The 16,721-nt window shown below is 65.9% G+C and carries 18 protein-coding genes; 5 read left to right on the top strand and 13 right to left on the bottom strand.

From position 1 onward, the window contains the following. Positions 1–69: 69 nt before the first annotated feature. The 5 genes from AO684_RS03900 to AO684_RS21755 are packed head-to-tail and all read right to left on the bottom strand — an operon-like array spanning position 70 to position 4,440. Complete coding sequence (locus AO684_RS03900; protein ID WP_054301428.1) at positions 70–687, bottom strand: glycosyltransferase family 29 protein; 618 nt, start codon at positions 685–687, stop codon at positions 70–72. Continuing rightward, on the bottom strand, positions 684–1,814 hold the full coding sequence (locus tag AO684_RS03895) for a capsular biosynthesis protein (protein ID WP_054301427.1): 1,131 nt from the start codon (positions 1,812–1,814) through the stop codon (positions 684–686). The genes AO684_RS03900 and AO684_RS03895 overlap by 4 nt, the downstream gene beginning before the upstream one ends. Positions 1,815–1,865: 51 nt before the next feature. Continuing rightward, positions 1,866–3,038 (bottom strand): MFS transporter, encoded by a 1,173-nt coding sequence (locus AO684_RS03890; RefSeq protein WP_054301426.1) that lies wholly within the window; start codon positions 3,036–3,038, stop codon positions 1,866–1,868. Then, positions 3,038–4,273, bottom strand: coding sequence for an MFS transporter (locus AO684_RS03885; RefSeq protein WP_054301454.1), 1,236 nt, complete (start codon positions 4,271–4,273; stop codon positions 3,038–3,040). Before AO684_RS03885 ends, AO684_RS03890 begins: the two co-directional genes overlap by 1 nt. Beyond that, positions 4,270–4,440 carry a hypothetical protein gene (locus AO684_RS21755; protein WP_161805983.1) on the bottom strand — a complete coding sequence of 57 codons (171 nt, stop codon included), beginning with the start codon at positions 4,438–4,440 and terminating at the stop codon, positions 4,270–4,272. The genes AO684_RS03885 and AO684_RS21755 overlap by 4 nt, the downstream gene beginning before the upstream one ends. 47 nt (positions 4,441–4,487) lie before the next feature. On the opposite strand from AO684_RS21755, the gene AO684_RS03880 reads away from it, so the two are divergent. Beyond that, positions 4,488–6,086 carry an alpha-glucosidase gene (locus AO684_RS03880; RefSeq protein WP_054301453.1) on the top strand — a complete coding sequence of 533 codons (1,599 nt, stop codon included), beginning with the start codon at positions 4,488–4,490 and terminating at the stop codon, positions 6,084–6,086. A gap of 3 nt (positions 6,087–6,089) precedes the next feature. Here the strand turns inward: AO684_RS03880 and AO684_RS03875 are convergent, their stop codons facing one another. Genes AO684_RS03875 through AO684_RS03865 form a run of 3 tightly spaced genes read right to left on the bottom strand, consistent with a single transcriptional unit; the run spans position 6,090 to position 7,547 of the window. Then, complete coding sequence (locus tag AO684_RS03875; protein ID WP_054301425.1) at positions 6,090–6,578, bottom strand: GNAT family N-acetyltransferase; 489 nt, start codon at positions 6,576–6,578, stop codon at positions 6,090–6,092. Next, a complete protein-coding gene (locus AO684_RS03870) occupies positions 6,568–7,068 on the bottom strand; it encodes a GreA/GreB family elongation factor (protein WP_054301424.1) in 501 nt (166 codons plus the stop codon). The genes AO684_RS03875 and AO684_RS03870 overlap by 11 nt, the downstream gene beginning before the upstream one ends. Further along, a complete protein-coding gene (locus AO684_RS03865) occupies positions 7,065–7,547 on the bottom strand; it encodes an NUDIX hydrolase (protein ID WP_054301423.1) in 483 nt (160 codons plus the stop codon). Before AO684_RS03865 ends, AO684_RS03870 begins: the two co-directional genes overlap by 4 nt. On the opposite strand from AO684_RS03865, the gene AO684_RS03860 reads away from it, so the two are divergent. Continuing rightward, on the top strand, positions 7,546–8,304 hold the full coding sequence (locus AO684_RS03860) for an alpha/beta hydrolase (RefSeq protein WP_235451203.1): 759 nt from the start codon (positions 7,546–7,548) through the stop codon (positions 8,302–8,304). The two genes, AO684_RS03865 and AO684_RS03860, sit on opposite strands and share 2 nt — an antisense overlap. A gap of 54 nt (positions 8,305–8,358) precedes the next feature. On the opposite strand, the gene AO684_RS03855 is transcribed toward AO684_RS03860, so the two are convergent. The 4 genes from AO684_RS03855 to ubiA all read right to left on the bottom strand — a co-directional run bounded on the left by AO684_RS03855 (position 8,359) and on the right by ubiA (position 13,391). Further along, positions 8,359–9,837 carry an NAD-dependent succinate-semialdehyde dehydrogenase gene (locus AO684_RS03855; RefSeq protein ID WP_054301451.1) on the bottom strand — a complete coding sequence of 493 codons (1,479 nt, stop codon included), beginning with the start codon at positions 9,835–9,837 and terminating at the stop codon, positions 8,359–8,361. Between the two features lie 118 nt (positions 9,838–9,955). Further along, positions 9,956–10,285: a hypothetical protein gene (locus tag AO684_RS03850; RefSeq protein ID WP_054301422.1), complete on the bottom strand. Its 330-nt coding sequence runs from the start codon at positions 10,283–10,285 to the stop codon at positions 9,956–9,958. Between the two features lie 33 nt (positions 10,286–10,318). Further along, positions 10,319–12,355 carry an OmpA family protein gene (locus AO684_RS03845; protein WP_054301421.1) on the bottom strand — a complete coding sequence of 679 codons (2,037 nt, stop codon included), beginning with the start codon at positions 12,353–12,355 and terminating at the stop codon, positions 10,319–10,321. A gap of 61 nt (positions 12,356–12,416) precedes the next feature. Then, positions 12,417–13,391: a 4-hydroxybenzoate octaprenyltransferase gene (ubiA, locus tag AO684_RS03840; RefSeq protein ID WP_054301420.1), complete on the bottom strand. Its 975-nt coding sequence runs from the start codon at positions 13,389–13,391 to the stop codon at positions 12,417–12,419. A gap of 14 nt (positions 13,392–13,405) precedes the next feature. Here ubiA and AO684_RS03835 point away from each other — a divergent pair, with 14 nt between their 5' ends. Genes AO684_RS03835 through AO684_RS03825 form a run of 3 tightly spaced genes read left to right on the top strand, consistent with a single transcriptional unit; the run spans position 13,406 to position 16,081 of the window. Next, on the top strand, positions 13,406–14,131 hold the full coding sequence (locus AO684_RS03835; protein WP_054301419.1) for a 16S rRNA (uracil(1498)-N(3))-methyltransferase: 726 nt from the start codon (positions 13,406–13,408) through the stop codon (positions 14,129–14,131). Continuing rightward, complete coding sequence (locus AO684_RS03830) at positions 14,128–14,676, top strand: hypothetical protein (protein ID WP_054301418.1); 549 nt, start codon at positions 14,128–14,130, stop codon at positions 14,674–14,676. Before AO684_RS03835 ends, AO684_RS03830 begins: the two co-directional genes overlap by 4 nt. Before the next feature lie 55 nt (positions 14,677–14,731). Further along, entirely contained in the window at positions 14,732–16,081 is a 1,350-nt protein-coding gene (locus AO684_RS03825; protein ID WP_054301417.1) for a glutamate--cysteine ligase, read from the top strand. A gap of 33 nt (positions 16,082–16,114) precedes the next feature. Here the strand turns inward: AO684_RS03825 and plsY are convergent, their stop codons facing one another. Continuing rightward, entirely contained in the window at positions 16,115–16,720 is a 606-nt protein-coding gene (gene plsY / locus AO684_RS03820; protein WP_054301416.1) for a glycerol-3-phosphate 1-O-acyltransferase PlsY, read from the bottom strand. Between the last annotated feature and the right edge of the window lies 1 nt (position 16,721).

Raw genomic sequence — 16,721 nt, 5'->3', positions numbered from 1 at the left:
CGGGGGGACCTCCATTTCACAGAGAAGACGAGGCCCCTTAGCCCAATCCCCCGGCGAGGGAAAGCGCGATCATCGCCGGTGAAGGATACGCGGGTCGCGCTTTGTCAGATCGGCCACGAAATCCGCCTCGCCCGCGAAATTATGCCCCACATCCGCCGCCGTGCGCGGGCCTGACAGCGACAGCGAGGCGAAGAAGTCAAACCCGTAAAGCCGCAGCTCTGCCAGGTCTGAATCCGCCAGCAGGTCGATCAGCATGATGCCCGTGGTCGGGCCGACCCCCAGTTTCGCGCGCAGGGCATCGTAGCGGGGGCGCGGATAGCGGAAGAACCCCGGCTGCGATGCCACCAGCCATGAAATGCGGTGCAGCCTGGGCGACATCCACAACAGGCGCGGCTGGCCCAGCAGCCGGTGCCGCGCGGCTGGCATGCGAACGGCAAGGCCCACCCAGTCGGTTCGTGTGCCATGTGACCGGGCGGAGGGGATCGGCGCGGCGTTAATGCGGATCACCAGATCGGCGGCGTCGATCTCGGCCCCGTAATCGCCTTGCGCCAGCGCGCGCGCATTGCCGACCAGTGCGATGCGCTTGCCCACCAGCGGGGCGAGCAATTCGCCTTCGGGAATAGAGGCGGCCTGAAAGGCCGCGTCATTCCGGCCGTATTTGGCAATCAGGTAGCCCAGCCGGTTCATTCCCGCCCCCCGGCAGCTGCGCGGGCTTCGGCCAGTTTGGCGGCGAAGGCGGGCCGGTCAAAGCTGGGCGGCTGGCCGGGTTCGTGGCTGAACCGCGGATAATAGACCTCTGCCAGCCATGCCACGAAGGCCGCGCGCAGGGTTTCGTCATAGCCCAGCGTCTCAGGTGCGGCGAACAGTGCGTTCAGCGCTTCTTGCCCCCCCGCATGATGCACCAGTCCGGGCAGGTTGAAGAAGGCTCGGCCCAGCGTCACCACCGGCCGGTCGTGAAAGAACGCCTGCAACCCCATCGAGGAGTTCAGCGTCACCACCCCGCGCGCGGCGGCAAGCTGGGCGAAGCTATCGGTTGCATTGTCCACCACCACCCGTCCGGTCGCCAGCAGCGGCTCCAGCAGCGGCCCCAGCGCCTGTTTAGCGGAAGGGTGCTCCTTCACCCGCAGGTGCCAGCCCTCGGGCAGATGCGGCACTGCCTGCGCAAGAGCGGTCAGAAACCCGGCCATCCCGCCGCACCATCCGGCGAACAGCCGGACCTGACTGTCATCGGGCACCTGAAGCGGGCAGAACAGGAAAGTCGTATCGGGCAGTCCATCGGCCCCGGCCTGCCCCACATCGGCCCGGCGTGAGGCGCGCGCGCTGAGCCCAGCGCCCGCCTCGCGCCAGCGGTGGGTTTCATGCAACGCGGCCCAGGCGCGAAAGAATTCCGGGTCCTGCGGCACGCTGCTTTCGGCATTCACCCCAGTCGGGTCCAGCGTGATCCGCCCCGGCAGGGGCGCGAGTTCGGCATGCAGCACAGGTGCGCCCGCGTCGCGGGCGCCCTGAAGCCAGGCCATGCGCGAGCCGGTCAGCCCGTTCCACGCTACCGCCAGCCGGTCAGGATGCGCGGCGAAATAGCTGCGTGCCCAGTTGTATTGCCCGCGCAAAAGCTGTCGCTTCAGCCAGCGCATCACGGGTCCGCGCGGCTGCCGCTTTGCCTGCATCAGCGCGGTGGCCACGCGCGCGCCGGTCTCGGGCCAGTCGCGGAAGCGCAGCGGCGCGAAGGGCAGGCGGCGGGCTTCGCCCTCCACCTGCGCAAGGGCGGCAAAGACCGCCTCTTTCCGGGCATTGTACTCAGCGGGATAGACGATCATCGGCCTGCCTTTCGCGCCACAAGATAGGGGCGCGGTGCGACAAGGGAAAGCTCAGTCCGTGCGATCCTGTGCCAGAAGGTAGATGGCGCATCCAGCCAGCATGACCAGCGCATAGAACAGGAACAGCGCCTGATAGGGCGCCTCGGGTGGTGTCGGCGCAATGGCGGCATGCAGCCGCCCGGTGATCATCTGCGAAATCCCGACGCTGCCCATGCCGAACAGGTTGATCAGCGTGACCCCGCGTCCCACCAGATGCGGTGGGAAGAAGGCCCGGCCATGCGCGATGATCACCGCGAAAGTGGCGCCGGTCAGCCCGATCAGAACCATCAGGCCCGGCGTTACCCAACCCCCGGCCGCGGGCATGGCCCAAAGCGCCAGAAAGCCGCCGGCGCAGATCAGGTTGCCGGTCAGAATCACCCGCTTGCGCGAGCGGAACAGCCGGTCCAGCGGGCCATAGGCAAAATTCCCGGCCACCATCGCCAGCCCCATCGCCAGCGTCACCTGCCCGATGCGCGCGGTATCGGCGCCAAAGACATCGGCATAGTAAGGCCCGGCCCACAGCCCGCGCAGCGCGGCGGGCGGCATATAGGCCACTGACATCATGGCAAGGATCGGCCAGATCGCGGGCATGCGCAGCAGATCCAGCACCGAGCCGCGCGCCTGCCCCTCCACCCGTTCCGGGTCGCGCGTCAGCAGGGCAACCAGCCCCGCGATGACCAGCGATACGGTCGCCAGCGCCACCAGCGTTTCGCGCCAGCCGAAACTCTCCACCGCCCACGCCAGCGGAAGGGAGCCCGCGATATTGCCCAGATTGCCGATGCCGATGACCGCCCCTGCCAGCGTTCCGAAGATTGCGGGCGCGTAGGTGCGGGCGAAGATGTAATAGGTCGCCATCAAGACGGGCGAACAGCCCACCCCGATCAGCGCCATGGCAAGCTGGATCTGCCATGCGGAGGAGGCGGCCGCGAACACCAATGCCCCGCCGCCTGCGCAAAGGCCGAACAGAACCGCCGCCGTGCGGCGCGGCCCGATCCTGTCCAGCGCAGAACCGACCGGGATCTGTGCCGCCGCGAAGGTCAGGAACCACAGGCCCGAGGCCGCCGCCAGATCCTCAGCCCCGATCCCGAGATCGGTTTTCAGAACCGGCGCCATGACCGCAAGAAAAGCGCGGTAGAACTGGCTGAGGACATAGGCGGCGACCAGCGCAGCGATCCCGGCGCGCATCAGGCGGCCTGCGGCGCCCAGGGTTTTTCGCGGATCGGCAGATGCACCAGCGCCGAGAAGGCACCGACCCCGACGCCGATCCACCAGACCAGCGTATAGCCGCCCGTCAGGTCATACATCTTGCCGCCCAGCCAGACGCCGAGGAAGCCGCCGATCTGGTGCGACAGGAAGACGAAGCCGTAAAGCGTGCCCATGTAGCGCAGCCCGTAGATATGTGCGACCAGCCCGCTGGTCAGCGGCACGGTTGCCAGCCAAAGTGCCCCCATGGACAGCGAGAACAGCAGCACAGTTGTCGGTGTCATCGGCAGCAGGATGAACAGCGCCGCCACGATGGTCCGCGCGGTATAAACCCCGGCCAGCAGGTATTTCTTGGTGTATTTCTTGCCCAGCATCCCGGCGGTAATGGTGCCCACGATATTGGCAAGACCAATCACCGCGATGGCAACGGCGCCCAGGGCCGAGGTCGTCTCGATCCCCATGGCGGCCAGCGGGCCGTTCGGGTCGATCGGGCCGCACATCTCGGTCACGAAGGCCGGAAAATGCGCGGTGATGAAAGCAAGCTGGTAGCCGCAGGAAAAGAACCCGAGGAAGATCATGATATAGGACGGGTCGGTGAAGGCGCGTTTCAGCACCGTGCCAAGGCTTTCCTCCAGCTCCTGTCTGGTTGCCATCTCGGGCGAGCGCAGGAAGGGCAGCGCCAGCAGCGTCGCCATGATGATTGCGGCGAAGATCAGGAACACCGTCTGCCACGGAAAGCTTTGCAGCAGAATTTCGGCCAGGGGCGCGCCGACCACCTGACCGGCCGACCCGGCCGCCGTGGCGATCCCCAGCGCGAGCGAGCGGTTTTCCGGCGACGACGCGCGCCCCACCACCGCCAGCACCACGCCAAAGCCGGTGCCTGCGATGCCGAAGCCTACCAGCACTTCGTAAAGCTGCATTTCCAGTGGCGTCATCGCATAGGATGACAGTACCAGACCCAGTGCATACAGAATGGCTCCGCCGATGATCGCCTTGCGATCACCGAACCGTTCCGCCACCGCACCGAACAGCGGCTGGCCAATGCCCCAGGCAAGGTTCTGGATGGCGATGGCCAGCGAAAATTCCGCGCGCGGCCAGCCGAATTCCTCGCCAATCGGGATCTGGAACATACCGAAACTTGCCCTGAGGGCAAAGTTCAGCAGCAGGATGGCACAGCCCGCGATCAGGACTGGCGTGAAAAGGGGGGCTTTGGTCATCGGCGCGCTCCGGGGGTTCGGTGCAAGGTGATGCGCGCCTGCGGCAGGGTCAATTTGATTTTTGTGATGCATACAATGACCGTTCCTGATGCTTCCGGCAGCGATTTCGCCCCTGCGGCCACAATCGGCAGGAATTTATGCCGCCCGCTGCCGATCCCGCTTGCCATGCAGACGGCTCGTCGCGATGTTAGCGCGAACATTTATGGGGTTTCGGATGACGGATTGGTGGCGCGGCGCGGTGGTCTATCAGATCTATCCGCGCAGCTTTCAGGACAGTGATGGTGACGGCATCGGCGATCTGAAGGGTATCACCGCCCGGCTGGATCATGTGGCGGGGCTTGGCGTTGATGCGATCTGGCTGTCGCCGGTGTTCAGAAGCCCGATGGCCGACATGGGATATGATGTCAGCGATTATTGCGACATCGACCCGCTGTTCGGCACGCTGGAGGACTTTGACGCGCTGGTTGCGCGGGCGCATGATCTGGGGCTGAAGGTCATCATTGATCAGGTCATCAGCCATTCGTCGGACCAGCACCACGCCTTTGTCGAAAGCCGCAAGGACCGCAGCAACCCCAGGGCCGACTGGTATGTCTGGGCCGATCCGAAGCCCGATGGCAGCCCGCCGTCGAACTGGCTTTCGGTCTTTGGCGGCAGCGCGTGGGAGTGGGATTCGCGCCGGCGGCAGTATTACCTGCACAACTTCCTGACTTCGCAACCGGACTTCAATTTCCACAACCCGGAGGTGCAGGACTACCTGCTGGGCACCATGCGCTTCTGGCTGGAACGCGGGGTCGATGGCTTCCGGCTGGATACGGTGAACTACTACTTCCACGATGCGAAGCTGCGTGACAACGGGCCGGAGCCACGCGAGGAAAACATTCCCGCCGTGAACCCCTATGACATGCAGGACCACGAATATTCCAAATGCCGCCCGGAAAATCTGCCGTTTCTGGAACGGATGCGTGAACTGCTCGACGAATTCGATGCCCGCACCATGGTGGGCGAGGTGGGCGAAGGCCCGCGCCGTGCTCTGCGTATCATGGAAGAATATACCTCGGGCCACCGGCTGCACATGGCCTATAGTTTCGACATGCTGGGACCGAAGTTCACGCCTGCGCATTTCCGGTCGCGCGTCGAAGGCTTCTTTACCGCCGCACCGAATGGCTGGCCGATGTGGGCCTTTTCCAACCATGACGTGATCCGCCATGTCTCGCGCTGGGCCGATCATGGCCCGCTGGACGCGGTGGCAAAGCTGGCGGCCGCGATGCTGCTGAGCCTTGAGGGCTCGATCTGTCTCTATCAGGGCGAAGAACTGGGCCAGACCGAGACCGACATCGAATATCACGAGCTGACCGACCCGCCGGGTTTCCGCTTCTGGCCGGATTACAAGGGCCGTGACGGATGCCGCACGCCGATGGTCTGGGATGGCTCGGCCCATGGCGGGTTCACCACCGGCAAACCCTGGTTGCCGGTGAAACCGCCGCAACTGGCGCGCAACGTGGCGGCGCAGGGAGTGGGGTCGGTGCTGGAGTGCTATCGCAGCCTGCTGGCGTGGCGCAAAGGCTCGGCGCTGGTGGCCGGGCGCAGCACGTTCTTTGATGTGAAGGCCCCCGTGCTGTCCTTCCGGCGCGACGGGGCGGAGGGGTCTGTGTTCTGCGCCTTCAACCTGTCGGACAAGCCGGTGAGCCTGCCCGTCAAGGGTCTGACCGCGCTGGACGGGCCGCAAGAGGGGGCAACGCTGGCGGGCGACAAGCTGAGCCTTGCCCCCTGCGGCTGGGTCTGGGCCTCCTGCGACACGGCTGCGCGGGCCTGAGCCTTAGAGCGCCTTCACCATCCGGTGCACGGTATGGCGCCGCGCGCCATAGTCCCGGTCGGGGAAAACCTGATCGGGCTGAAATCCTTCGCGTGCCCAGAAGGCGCGGCCCTTCGCATTCGCCTCCAGCGCCGCGATGAACAGCCTTGTGGCGCCGCGCGCCCTGGCACGCGCCTCGACCTCGCGCAGCAGCCGCGCGCCCTGGCCGGAGCCGCGTGCCTCTGGCGCAAAGACCATGAGGCCGATATAGGCGTCTCCGGCCTCGGGATAGCCGAAGGCGACATCCACCTTGCCGATCAGCCGGTCAGCGGCAAACATCCCGAGACGCAGGCTGGTCGTCGGGTCGATCCCGGGCGGGGCATCGGTGAAGAAACCGGCGGCCTGCGAGCCATCGACCGCCGCGCCGCTTTCAAGATCGACATAATCTGCGGCGGCGCGGAACAGCGCCTCCACCGCCGCAAGGTCGGTCTGCGGGTCCAGATCACGGATCATCGGGCACCTCGATCTTCAGGATTTCCAGTTCCACCGCCCCGGCCGGGCGGCGCCATGTCACCACATCGCCGACCCGCGCCCCGATCAGCGCCCGCGCCAGCGGCGATTGCGGGGCGATGCGGCCAAGTGCGGCATCGGCCTCATCCTCGCCGGTGATTTCATAAGCCACCTCCGCGCCGTCCTCATCCGCCACTGTCACGCGATGGCCAAAGGCAACTTCGGTCGTGCCATGGCTGGCCGGATCAATCAGGATGGCACTGCGCAGCCGGGCCTCAAGGTAGCGGATGTCCCGCTCCGCCGCCGCCTCGGGCAGCCGGTCCAGCCGCTCTGCCCGCGCGCGCAACTGGGCGAGTTCTGCCTGCACCGCCAGAAGCCGCGCCTGCAAGGCCGCCAGCCCGCGCGGGGTGACGTAATTCGGATGCGGCGACACCGGCAGGTCGGGCAGCGGCGCCAGATCATTGGTATCTTCCTTGACGAAAGCGCGGCTCATCGGATGATCGGCTCCAGCGGGTCATAGGTCACGCCACCATCCCATGCGGCGACCGGCAGGCTGTCGGGCTTGTAGCGGATATGCGCCAGATCGTGGCGGGCGAAGAAGCGGCGCTCGGTCACCACGCCCTCGGGGTCGCGCCAGTCCGCCCGCACGTCGCCCGCGACGATGGTGCAGCGGAAATAGACGTCCACCTGATGAAACGGCCCGTTCGGATCGTGGAACTCGTTTACCAGCGCCACCTCGCCCACAGCGACAGTCAGCCCGCATTCCTCATGCACTTCACGGATCAGGTTGTCGGGCAGCGAGGCGCCGCGTTCCACGCCGCCTCCGGGCGCGCACCACAGGTCGGACACGCCCCCGCCCCAGGCATTGACCAGCAAAAGGCGGTTTTCATGCAGGATGAGGGCACGAACGGCGAGACGGGGACACGGGGTTTTCATGGGTCGAGCCTTGCCGATGCACGCGGCTTTGTCCATGCTCCGCCGCATGAGCCTGTGCCGCGATCTTGTCCTGAGCCTTGCCCTTGCAACCAGTCTGACCGCCAGTGCGGTGCAGGCTGATTGCGTCGTGCTGCTGCACGGCCTTGCCCGCAGCGAGGCTTCGCTTCTGGCGATGCAGGAGGCGCTGGAGGCCCAGGGCTATCAGGTGGTGAACGAGGGCTATCCCTCGACCGAGGCGCCGATCCGCGATCTGGCCCCGCTGGTGGGCGAGGGGGTCGCGCAATGCGCGACCGGCCCGGTGCATTTCGTCACGCATTCGATGGGTGGCATTCTGGCGCGCGTCTGGCTGAAGGATCACAAGCCCGAGGTGATGGGGCGTGTCGTCATGCTGGCGCCGCCCAACCACGGCTCTGAACTGGTGGATGCCTTCGGCCAGATTGGTGCCTTTGAATGGCTGAACGGCCCCGCCGGGCTGGAGTTGGGCACCGGCGCCGGATCGGTGCCGCGTGCCCTGCCGCTGCCGGATTACGAACTGGGCGTGATCGCAGGCAACCGTTCGCTGAACCCGATCTATTCCTCGATCATCACGGGGCGCGACGATGGCAAGGTTTCCGTCGCCTCGACCAAGGTGGCAGGTATGAAGGCGCATATCACCCTGCCGGTGACCCATACTTTCATGATGCTCAGCCCCGAGGTCATTGCCCAGACCGTGCTTTTCCTGAAGGAAGGCCGGTTCGATGCTGACATGACCTATGCCCGTGCCGTGGAGATTACGCTGGGCGAGGCGCCCTGAGCGCGAACGGCCGCCGGGGGTCCCCGACGGCCGCTTGCGAAAGATCCGGGTGGATCAGATGCTGAGGCAGATGTATTTCATCTCCAGATAATCCTCCATCCCGTGACGCGAGCCCTCGCGGCCAAGGCCGGATTGCTTGACGCCACCGAAAGGTGCCACCTCGGTCGAGATGATCCCGGTATTCACGCCGACGATGCCGTATTCCAGCGCTTCCTGAACGCGGGTGATGCGGCCGATGTCACGGGCATAGAAGTAGGAGGCAAGGCCGAAGATGGTGGCATTGGCCTTCTCGACCACCTCTTCCTCGGTCTCGAATTTGAACAGCGGCGCCAGCGGGCCAAAGGTTTCCTCGTTCGTCACCAGCATCTCGTCGGTGACATTGGCCACAACGGTCGGCTGGAAGAAGGTGCCGCCCAGATCATGACGTTTGCCGCCAGTGATGATCTGCGCGCCCTTGCCCAGAGCATCGGTGATATGTTCCTCGACCTTCTCGACCGCATCCATATTGATCAGCGGGCCGGTGGTCACGCCAGCCTCCAGCCCGTCACCGACGTTCAGCTTGCGCACGGCGGCGGCCAGCTTTTCGGCGAATGCATCATAGACGCCAGCCTGCACATAGATGCGGTTGGCGCAGACGCAGGTCTGGCCGTTGTTGCGGAACTTCGACATCATCGCGCCTTCGACCGCCGCGTCCAGATCAGCGTCGTCGAACACGATGAAGGGTGCGTTGCCGCCCAGCTCCATCGAGCATTTCATCACCTGATCCGCAGCCTGACGCAGCAGGATGCGGCCCACCTCAGTTGAGCCGGTGAAGGTCAGTTTGCGGACGGCGTGGTTTTCGCAGAACTCCTTGCCGATATCCGAGGCGCGTTTTGAGGTGATCACCGAAAAAAGGCCCTTCGGCAGCCCGGCGCGTTCGCCCAGCACCGCCAGCGCCAGCGCCGACAGCGGAGTTTCCGCCGCAGGGCGGGCGACGAAGCCACAGCCCACCGCGATGGCCGGGCCGCATTTGCGGGTGATCATCGCATTCGGGAAGTTCCACGGCGTGATCGAACCGACAACCCCGATGGGCTGCTTGATCACGGTGATGCGCTTGTCGCGCTGGTGGCCGGGAATGGTTTCGCCATAGATGCGCTTGGCCTCTTCGCCGAACCATTCGATGAAGCTGGCGCCATAGGCGATCTCGCCTTTCGCCTCGGCCAGCGGCTTGCCCATTTCTGCGGTCAGGATCGCGCCAAGGTCGTCCTGGTTCGCCATCATCAGCTCGAACCACTTGCGCATTACGGCGGCGCGTTCCTTGCCGGTGCGGGCGGCCCATTCCTTCTGCGCCTTTTCGGCGGCGGCAATGGCGCGCGCGGTTTCGGCGCGGCCAAGGTTCGGCACAGTGCAGATCACATCACCACGGGCGGGGTTCGTCACTTCGAAGGTGCTGCCGTCATCGGCGTCGATCCATTCCCCGGCAACATAAGCCTGGGTCGCCAGCAGCGACGGGTCTTTCAGCAGCGCGCGCAGGTCGGTCACGGAATCAAGCATGGAAGCCTCCTCATTCGGGTCGCGCGCAGGAAACTCCTTTGCGCCGCCGCTGTCCAGTTCGGCAACGACGGTTTCCGGTGGATTCTGCATGTTTTGATCAAAAATCACCGCGTAGCGGTCAGCCGTTGGAATGCATCCGCTCGATATAAGCACGCATTTCCTCGGCCTCGTGTCGGGCATCGCGCAGACCTTCCATCGCGGCGCGCAGTTCCGCCTCGGTCTGGGCGATCTGGTTGCTCAGCTCTGCCTCGCGCTGTTCCAGATAGATAATCGCCTGATCGCGGGTTTCCTCGGCCTCGTGCAGCGATTGCGCCAGACGCTCCAGCTCTCCCATATCGGCGGCCGAGACGCGACGGAAGCGGTGCACCAGCCAGTTGGCGAACCAGCCCAGAGTGAAGGCCAGCATCAGAACGACGGCCGAGACGATGACGAATTCATTGCGGTTCATGCTGTGCGGTCCTCAAGCTCGGGTCGTCATCGGTCAGTTGTTCTGTGCGGGCCGGGGTTTCGGCCTTGTGGTGATTTCCTTCGGGGCGATCGAAGGGCTGGTATCATTCGAGAAATCCGGGCCGTCCTCCCCGGCGGAAGCGGCAGGTGCGGATTCCGGCGCGGCTTCACCTTCTGCCGCCTCGGCGGTGGCCTCGACCTGATCTTCCTCGGCAGCTTCGGCCGGTGCGGCAGTTTCCAGCAGTGTGAATTCGATGCGGCGGTTCGCCTCGCGCCCTTCCTCGGTGCCGTTGTCGGCAATCGGCAGCCCTTCGCCATAGCCCTTGGCCACCATGCCGCTGATGTCGACGCGCCGCCCTTGCAGCGCCAGCAGTACCGCCTCGGCCCGCGCCTGGCTGAGCGCGAGGTTCCCCTCGGTCGATCCCTGCGCGTCGGTATGACCGGCGATTTCCAGCTTCATCACCGGGCAGCCCAGCAGGATCTTGGCCAGAGCTTCCATCGTTTCGCCTGTCGGCCCATCAATCTCGGCGGAACCGGGGGCAAAGTTGATTTTGCTGGTGGCCACGGCCCTGTTCAGCTCGGCTGCACATTCCTGCGGGCTGGGCAGGGCGGCGAACGGGTCCAGCGCCTCGTCGTAGCGCACATTGACGCGGAAAGGCTGGCCCTGACCCAGCTTGCCGGACAGGATCTGCGACACCCGCGCCCGGCTGCCCTGATTGCCGCTGACCCCGGTCAGGTCCACCGTATCGGCGCGCACGGTCAGCCTGCCGTCATGCAGTTCGGCCAGCGCCTCCAGCCCGGCCAGAACGCGCACGGGCCAGCCATCGGGCAGATCCTCGTCGAAGCGTGTTGCGGTATAAACCTGATCGGCCCCGAACCGCGCGCGGGCGTAGCTGTCGACCGCCGATTTCAGCAGCGCATCGGTCAGGCGGCCGCGCAACTGCACCCGCCCCTCGGGCGACAGCGTGGCGGTAAATTCGGCCGGGCCCTGCGCCTTGGCATCGGGTTTCGGCGGCAGGGTGGATTTCAGCGAGAAGACGGCGGGAAGCGCGGTCTGCAATTCGCCCACCACCTGATCGAAGGTTGCCTGCGAGGCGCCCGGTTCCGCCAGCAGCGTGACATCGGCGTCGGAGAAGGTGATGCTGCCACCGCCCAAAGCCTCCACGGCCTTGATCCCGGCTTCTACCGCTTCGGCCCAACTGGGGGTCGGCACACCCAGACCCACGGTACAGATCGAGGTGCCCTGCACGCCCGCCGCCGTACCAGCGCGCAGGATGCGGTCACGCGCGCGATCAGTGTCGGCGGAACAGGCATCAAAGCGTGCGCCCTCGGCATCCTTGATGAACCGCAGGGTGAAGGGCGTCAGCACCGGGCGCGGTGCCGAAATCTCGACCACAACCTCCAGCCCTGCGGGCCTGATCTTGGCCAGTTCGGTTTCCAGCCGCCGTTTCTGCGCGTCGCTGTCGGAAATTGCCGTCACCGCCACCCGATCCGCCGCGACCGAGATCTTGGAGCGTGGCAGCAGTTTCAGCGCTTCGGTTCCGAAGGCCAGCGCCTCGGACCACCGCTCAGGCGCCGGAAATGCGGCGGTTTCCAGCATGTCCGATACTGGCAAATCGCCTGCGATGGCTGAAACCTCGTCGCGCAGCAACTGATCGGCGGCTTCCGGTTCGGGATCGGCCGGGTTCAGCCGCACCGAAGCGGGCAGCAACCCGATAACCGAAAGCCCGTCGGTATTGCGCAGCATTTCCACCGAAAAGCGCGGCGCCTCGATCGCACGCACCGGGGCCACTGACATCCGGTCACGCACGCGCGAAGAATCGACCACTGCGCCGACAAGGTTGACCGCCCGGAACCGCGCGGCCTCGTTCGGCGCTTCACCCGACAGGCGAACCTGAAGCCCCGTCGTGCGCACATGGGTCCATGTCATGCCGGCGGTCAGCAGTTGTGACCGCACCGCCGCCTCTGTCCGGTTCTCGATCAGCATGGCGGCTGTCCAGGCGATCACGATGGAAACCACCCCCCCGCCGACAAAAGCGGCCGTCGTCAGGAGCGGGGTGCGTAATCTCATCGGTGGGCCTTCGGAACCTTTATGTTGTTGCTTCCTTAGGGTGCCGGGACGAACGGATCAATCAGACCGTCGCCGCACCGGCAAGAAACAGCGCAAGAATCAGCCCTGCATCGCGATTCGACCGGAAGAGATGCAGGCAGTTTTCCGTGTCGGTGGTATCCAGCCGCGCCAGTTGCCAGCGCAGGTGCCAGCCGAACAACATCACCCCCAGCAACCCCAGCGCCATCGGCCAGACCGATCCGGCCTCGATCAGCGCCGCGATGACGGCCAGCGCCGCGAGGCTGACCGATCCGATCAGGAAGCGTGTCAGCCAGAGCCGCGAACTGTCATCGCCGAACAGCCGCGCGGTGGATTTGACGCCGATCAGCGCGTCGTCCTCCTTGTCCTGATGCGCATAGATCGTGTCGTAGAACAGCGTCCACAGGATGCCCGCCACCCACAGGATGACCGGCGGCAGGCTCAGGCTGCCGGTATGGGCGGCCCAGGCCACCAGTGCGCCCCAGTTAAAGGCGAGGCCAAGAAAGAACTGCGGCCACCAGGTGAACCGCTTGGCGAAAGGATAGATCGCCACCAGCGCCAGCGAGGCCACCCCCAGCGCGATGGCCATAGGGGTGAAGGTGAACAGGATCGCCGCCCCGATCAGGCATTGCAGCGCCATCCAGACCACGGCCTGCCGCACGCTGACCTGACCGGAGGGCAGGGGGCGCGACCGGGTGCGCGCCACAGCCGCATCAAACTCGCGGTCGGTGATGTCGTTCCATGTGCAGCCAGCGCCCCGCATGACGGCTGCGCCAACCGTGCAGCCCGCGAAGATCCACAGATCGCGCCAGCCGATGCCCGCCGGATCGGCGGCAGCCGCCAGCCACAGGCCCCAGTAGCAGGGCAGAAGCAGCAGCCACGTCCCGATGGGTCTGTCGGCCCGGCTGAGCCGCAGATAGGGGCGCAGCGCAGCGGGGGCGTAAAGATCGACCCAGTTCCCCTTCGGCGCATCGGCGACGCTTGCTTGGGCCTCTGGCGTTTTGGCGCGCTCGGTCATAGGTTTGGCCTGTCATGGCAGATGCGAAGATCAGGCTTTATGTAGACCACCCTCTTGCCGGGGGGCAATCGGTTCCGCTGACCGAGGATCAGGCACGCTATCTGTTCGCCGTGATGCGGCTGCAACCCGGCGCGCTGGTGCTGCTGTTCAACGGCCGGGATGGCGAATGGCTGGCCGAGGTGGCCGAGGCGGGCAAGCGCGGCGGGCGGCTGGTCTGCCAGTCGCAGACCCGGCGCTTGCAGGCGCCGCCGGATCTGTGGCTGGTCTTTGCCCCGGTCAAGAAGGCGCGCACCGATTTCATCGTGGAAAAGGCGGTGGAACTGGGCGTGGCGCGCATCCTGCCGGTGCAGACTCACTTCACCAATTCCGAACGTCTGCGCGCGGATCGTCAGCAGGCCCATGCGGTCGAGGCGGCGGAGCAATGCGGCGCGACTTTCGTGCCCGAGGTGGCCGAGCTGCAACCGCTCGACCGGCTTCTTGCGGGCTGGCCCGCCGGACGTCGCATCCTGTGGTGCAATGAAGCGAAGGCGGGTGTAGCCACCGCGCTGGCCGGGCAACCCGCCGGGCCTTGGGCCATCCTGATCGGCCCCGAGGGCGGCTTTTCCGACCGCGAGCGTGCAAAGCTTGCCGCCCTGCCGCAGGTGGTGGAGGCAAGCCTTGGCCCCCGCATCCTGCGTGCCGAAACGGCGGCGCTCGCGGCGCTGACGCTGTGGCAGTCGGCATTGGGAGACTGGAAGTGATTCGCCCCGAGGCTCTGGCCACGCTCTCCCGCTGGCGCGAAAGCGGCTTTGCCCTCGCCTTGGGCGCTTTCGGCCTGTGGCTTGCCGGTCGCGGTGGCTGGGTCTTCGGGCCGCTGGGGCTGGCGCTTGCGGCGGCGGGCACGGCCTTCCTCATCCTCGCCCTGCGTCGCGCGCGGTTCCGGCAGAACAGTATCGGTCCGGGGCTGGTGGAGCTGGACGAAAGCCAGATCACCTATTTCGGCCCGACCGGCGGCGGGGCGGTTTCACTGCGCGAACTGGTCGAGTTGCGACTGCTTGCGCGCGGCGGGCGACGTTTCTGGCGGCTGAAACAGGCGGATGGGCAGGCCCTGCTGGTGCCGGTGGATGCCAGCGGTGCCGAACGTCTGTTCGATGCCTTCTCGGCCCTGCCGGGGATGGACAGCCATGCTCTTGTTGCCGCCCTCGCCCCCATAGGGGGCGCCGCGTCAGGCGGCCTGCCTGCCTCTGCGACAGATACGCTCGGGCCTGTCATCTGGCATCGCCCTGCGCGGCGTGCCTTGACTTGACCGCGAACGCGCGCCACCTGTTAGCGCCCGACCCGCATCGAACGGAGCCTTCCCCATGTCCATTCCTCAATCCGGTGGCGGCCCCATCGAGCGGTTCGAGCAACTGGCCGAATACCTCGCCTCGGGTTGCAAACCGAAAGCCGAATGGCGCATCGGCACCGAGCACGAGAAATTCGGCTTCCTGACCGACAGCCACCTGCCGCTACCCTATGATGGTGCGCATTCGGTGAAGGTGCTGCTGGAAGGGCTGCGCGACCGTTTCAACTGGCAGCCTGTGCTGGAAGGCGAGCATATCATCGGCCTCAGCCGCAACGGCGCCAATATCTCGCTGGAGCCGGGTGGCCAGTTCGAGCTTTCGGGCGCCCCGGTGGCCAGCCTGCACGACACCGCCGCCGAATTGCAGAACCACTTCGACGAGGTGCGCGCCGTGACCGAGGGCTGGGGCGTTGGCTTCCTTGGCCTGGGTGCCGCGCCGGAATGGACCCATGACCAGATGCCGGTGATGCCCAAGGGGCGTTATCGGCTGATGACCGAATACATGGGCCGCGTCGGCACCCATGGCACGCAGATGATGTATCGCACCTCGACGACGCAGGTGAACCTCGATTACGCTTCTGAGGCCGACATGGTGAAGAAGCTGCGCGTCGCGCTGGCGCTGCAACCCGTGGCGACGGCGCTCTTCGCCTCCTCGCCGTTCTTTGATGGCAAGCCGAACGGCCATCGGTCCTGGCGTTCACGCATCTGGCGGGGCCTTGATGACGCGCGCACCGGCATGCTGCCCTTCGCCTTTGAACCCGGCATGGGCTTTCAGCGCTATGTCGATTGGGTGCTGGATGTGCCGATGTATTTCGTCTACCGCGACGGCAAATACATCAATGCGCTGGGCCAGAGCTTCCGCGATTTCCTGCGCGGTGAACTGCCGGCGCTGCCGGGCGAAAAGCCCACGCTGTCGGATTGGGCGGACCATCTGACCACCGTTTTCCCCGAAGCGCGGGTGAAGAAATACATCGAGATGCGCGGCGCCGATTGTGGCGATCAGCCGCATATCGTGGCACTGCCCGCCTATTGGGTCGGGCTGATGTATGACGATGCCGCGCTGGATGCCGCATGGGATCTGGTGAAAGGCTTCGATGCGGAAACGCGCGAGGGGCTGCGGGTTGCGGCTTCCGTTTCCGCACTGGCGGGTGAGGCGAATGGCGTGAAGCTGATTGACCTTGCACATGCCACCGTGGGCCTGTCGCATGCCGGACTTGCCGCGCGCGGTCTGGGCGAGGAGCGCCTGCTGGCGCCCCTGATGCAAAGCCTTGGCAGCGGGCAGGTGCAGGCAGATCGCTTCCTTGCCGCCTATCACGGGGAATGGGGCGGCAGCCTCGCGCCGCTCTATCAGGCTGCGCGCGTGGTGTGACGAGCCGGGGCGCGGGGCCTGCGCCCCGATGCCTCACTTCTTGCCGATCTTCGGTTCCGTCCCGGTGCGCAGCCGCTGGATGTTGGCTGCATGGCGGAAGAACACCAGAAGCGTCAGGATCATGCCCAGAAACAGCATCTGGCCCTGACCCAGAACCAGCATCCAGATGGTCGAACTCGCCGCTGCGGCCAGCGCCGACAGTGAAGAAATCCGGGCGAGGATGGCAACCGCCAGCCAGGTGGCACAGCAGGCAAGGCCGACGGGCCAGGCCAGTGCCAGCAGGACGCCCAGAAAGGTTGCCACACCCTTGCCGCCCCTGAAGTTCAGGAACACCGGATACAGGTGGCCCAGAAAGGCCGCCAGACCGGCAAGCTGCGCCGCGTCCTCGCCCGCCACGGTCCGCGCGATCAGCACCGCCACCGCCCCCTTGGCTCCATCCAGCAGCAGGGTTGCCGCTGCGGCCCCCTTGTTGCCGGTGCGCAGGACATTGGTTGCACCGATATTGCCCGAACCGATCTGCCGCAGGTCACCCAGCCCCATCAGGCGCGTGATGACCACACCAAAGGGTACCGACCCGAGCAGATAGGCAAAGAAGGCAACCAGAAACAGTGTCGTGGGATCGGTCGTCAGGCCCGGCATC

It is taken from the genome of Gemmobacter sp. LW-1 (genome assembly GCF_001303875.1).
GTDB classification, from domain to species: Bacteria; Pseudomonadota; Alphaproteobacteria; order Rhodobacterales; family Rhodobacteraceae; genus Gemmobacter; species Gemmobacter caeni.
The sequence above is the reverse complement of the archived record's forward strand: the minus strand, read 5'-3'. Positions and strand labels throughout refer to the sequence as shown.

Coding starts and splice junctions, on each gene's coding strand:
- AO684_RS03900 (WP_054301428.1), bottom strand. CDS start 687: ATGAACCGGCTGGGCTACCTGATTGCCAAATACGGCCGGAATGACGCG.
- AO684_RS03895 (WP_054301427.1), bottom strand. CDS start 1,814: ATGATCGTCTATCCCGCTGAGTACAATGCCCGGAAAGAGGCGGTCTTT.
- AO684_RS03890 (WP_054301426.1), bottom strand. CDS start 3,038: ATGCGCGCCGGGATCGCTGCGCTGGTCGCCGCCTATGTCCTCAGCCAG.
- AO684_RS03885 (WP_054301454.1), bottom strand. CDS start 4,273: ATGACCAAAGCCCCCCTTTTCACGCCAGTCCTGATCGCGGGCTGTGCC.
- AO684_RS21755 (WP_161805983.1), bottom strand. CDS start 4,440: ATGGCAAGCGGGATCGGCAGCGGGCGGCATAAATTCCTGCCGATTGTG.
- AO684_RS03880 (WP_054301453.1), top strand. CDS start 4,488: ATGACGGATTGGTGGCGCGGCGCGGTGGTCTATCAGATCTATCCGCGC.
- AO684_RS03875 (WP_054301425.1), bottom strand. CDS start 6,578: ATGATCCGTGATCTGGACCCGCAGACCGACCTTGCGGCGGTGGAGGCG.
- AO684_RS03870 (WP_054301424.1), bottom strand. CDS start 7,068: ATGAGCCGCGCTTTCGTCAAGGAAGATACCAATGATCTGGCGCCGCTG.
- AO684_RS03860 (WP_235451203.1), top strand. CDS start 7,546: ATGCTCCGCCGCATGAGCCTGTGCCGCGATCTTGTCCTGAGCCTTGCC.
- AO684_RS03865 (WP_054301423.1), bottom strand. CDS start 7,547: ATGGACAAAGCCGCGTGCATCGGCAAGGCTCGACCCATGAAAACCCCG.
- AO684_RS03855 (WP_054301451.1), bottom strand. CDS start 9,837: ATGCTTGATTCCGTGACCGACCTGCGCGCGCTGCTGAAAGACCCGTCG.
- AO684_RS03850 (WP_054301422.1), bottom strand. CDS start 10,285: ATGAACCGCAATGAATTCGTCATCGTCTCGGCCGTCGTTCTGATGCTG.
- AO684_RS03845 (WP_054301421.1), bottom strand. CDS start 12,355: ATGAGATTACGCACCCCGCTCCTGACGACGGCCGCTTTTGTCGGCGGG.
- ubiA (WP_054301420.1), bottom strand. CDS start 13,391: ATGACCGAGCGCGCCAAAACGCCAGAGGCCCAAGCAAGCGTCGCCGAT.
- AO684_RS03835 (WP_054301419.1), top strand. CDS start 13,406: ATGGCAGATGCGAAGATCAGGCTTTATGTAGACCACCCTCTTGCCGGG.
- AO684_RS03825 (WP_054301417.1), top strand. CDS start 14,732: ATGTCCATTCCTCAATCCGGTGGCGGCCCCATCGAGCGGTTCGAGCAA.
- plsY (WP_054301416.1), bottom strand. CDS start 16,720: ATGCCGGGCCTGACGACCGATCCCACGACACTGTTTCTGGTTGCCTTC.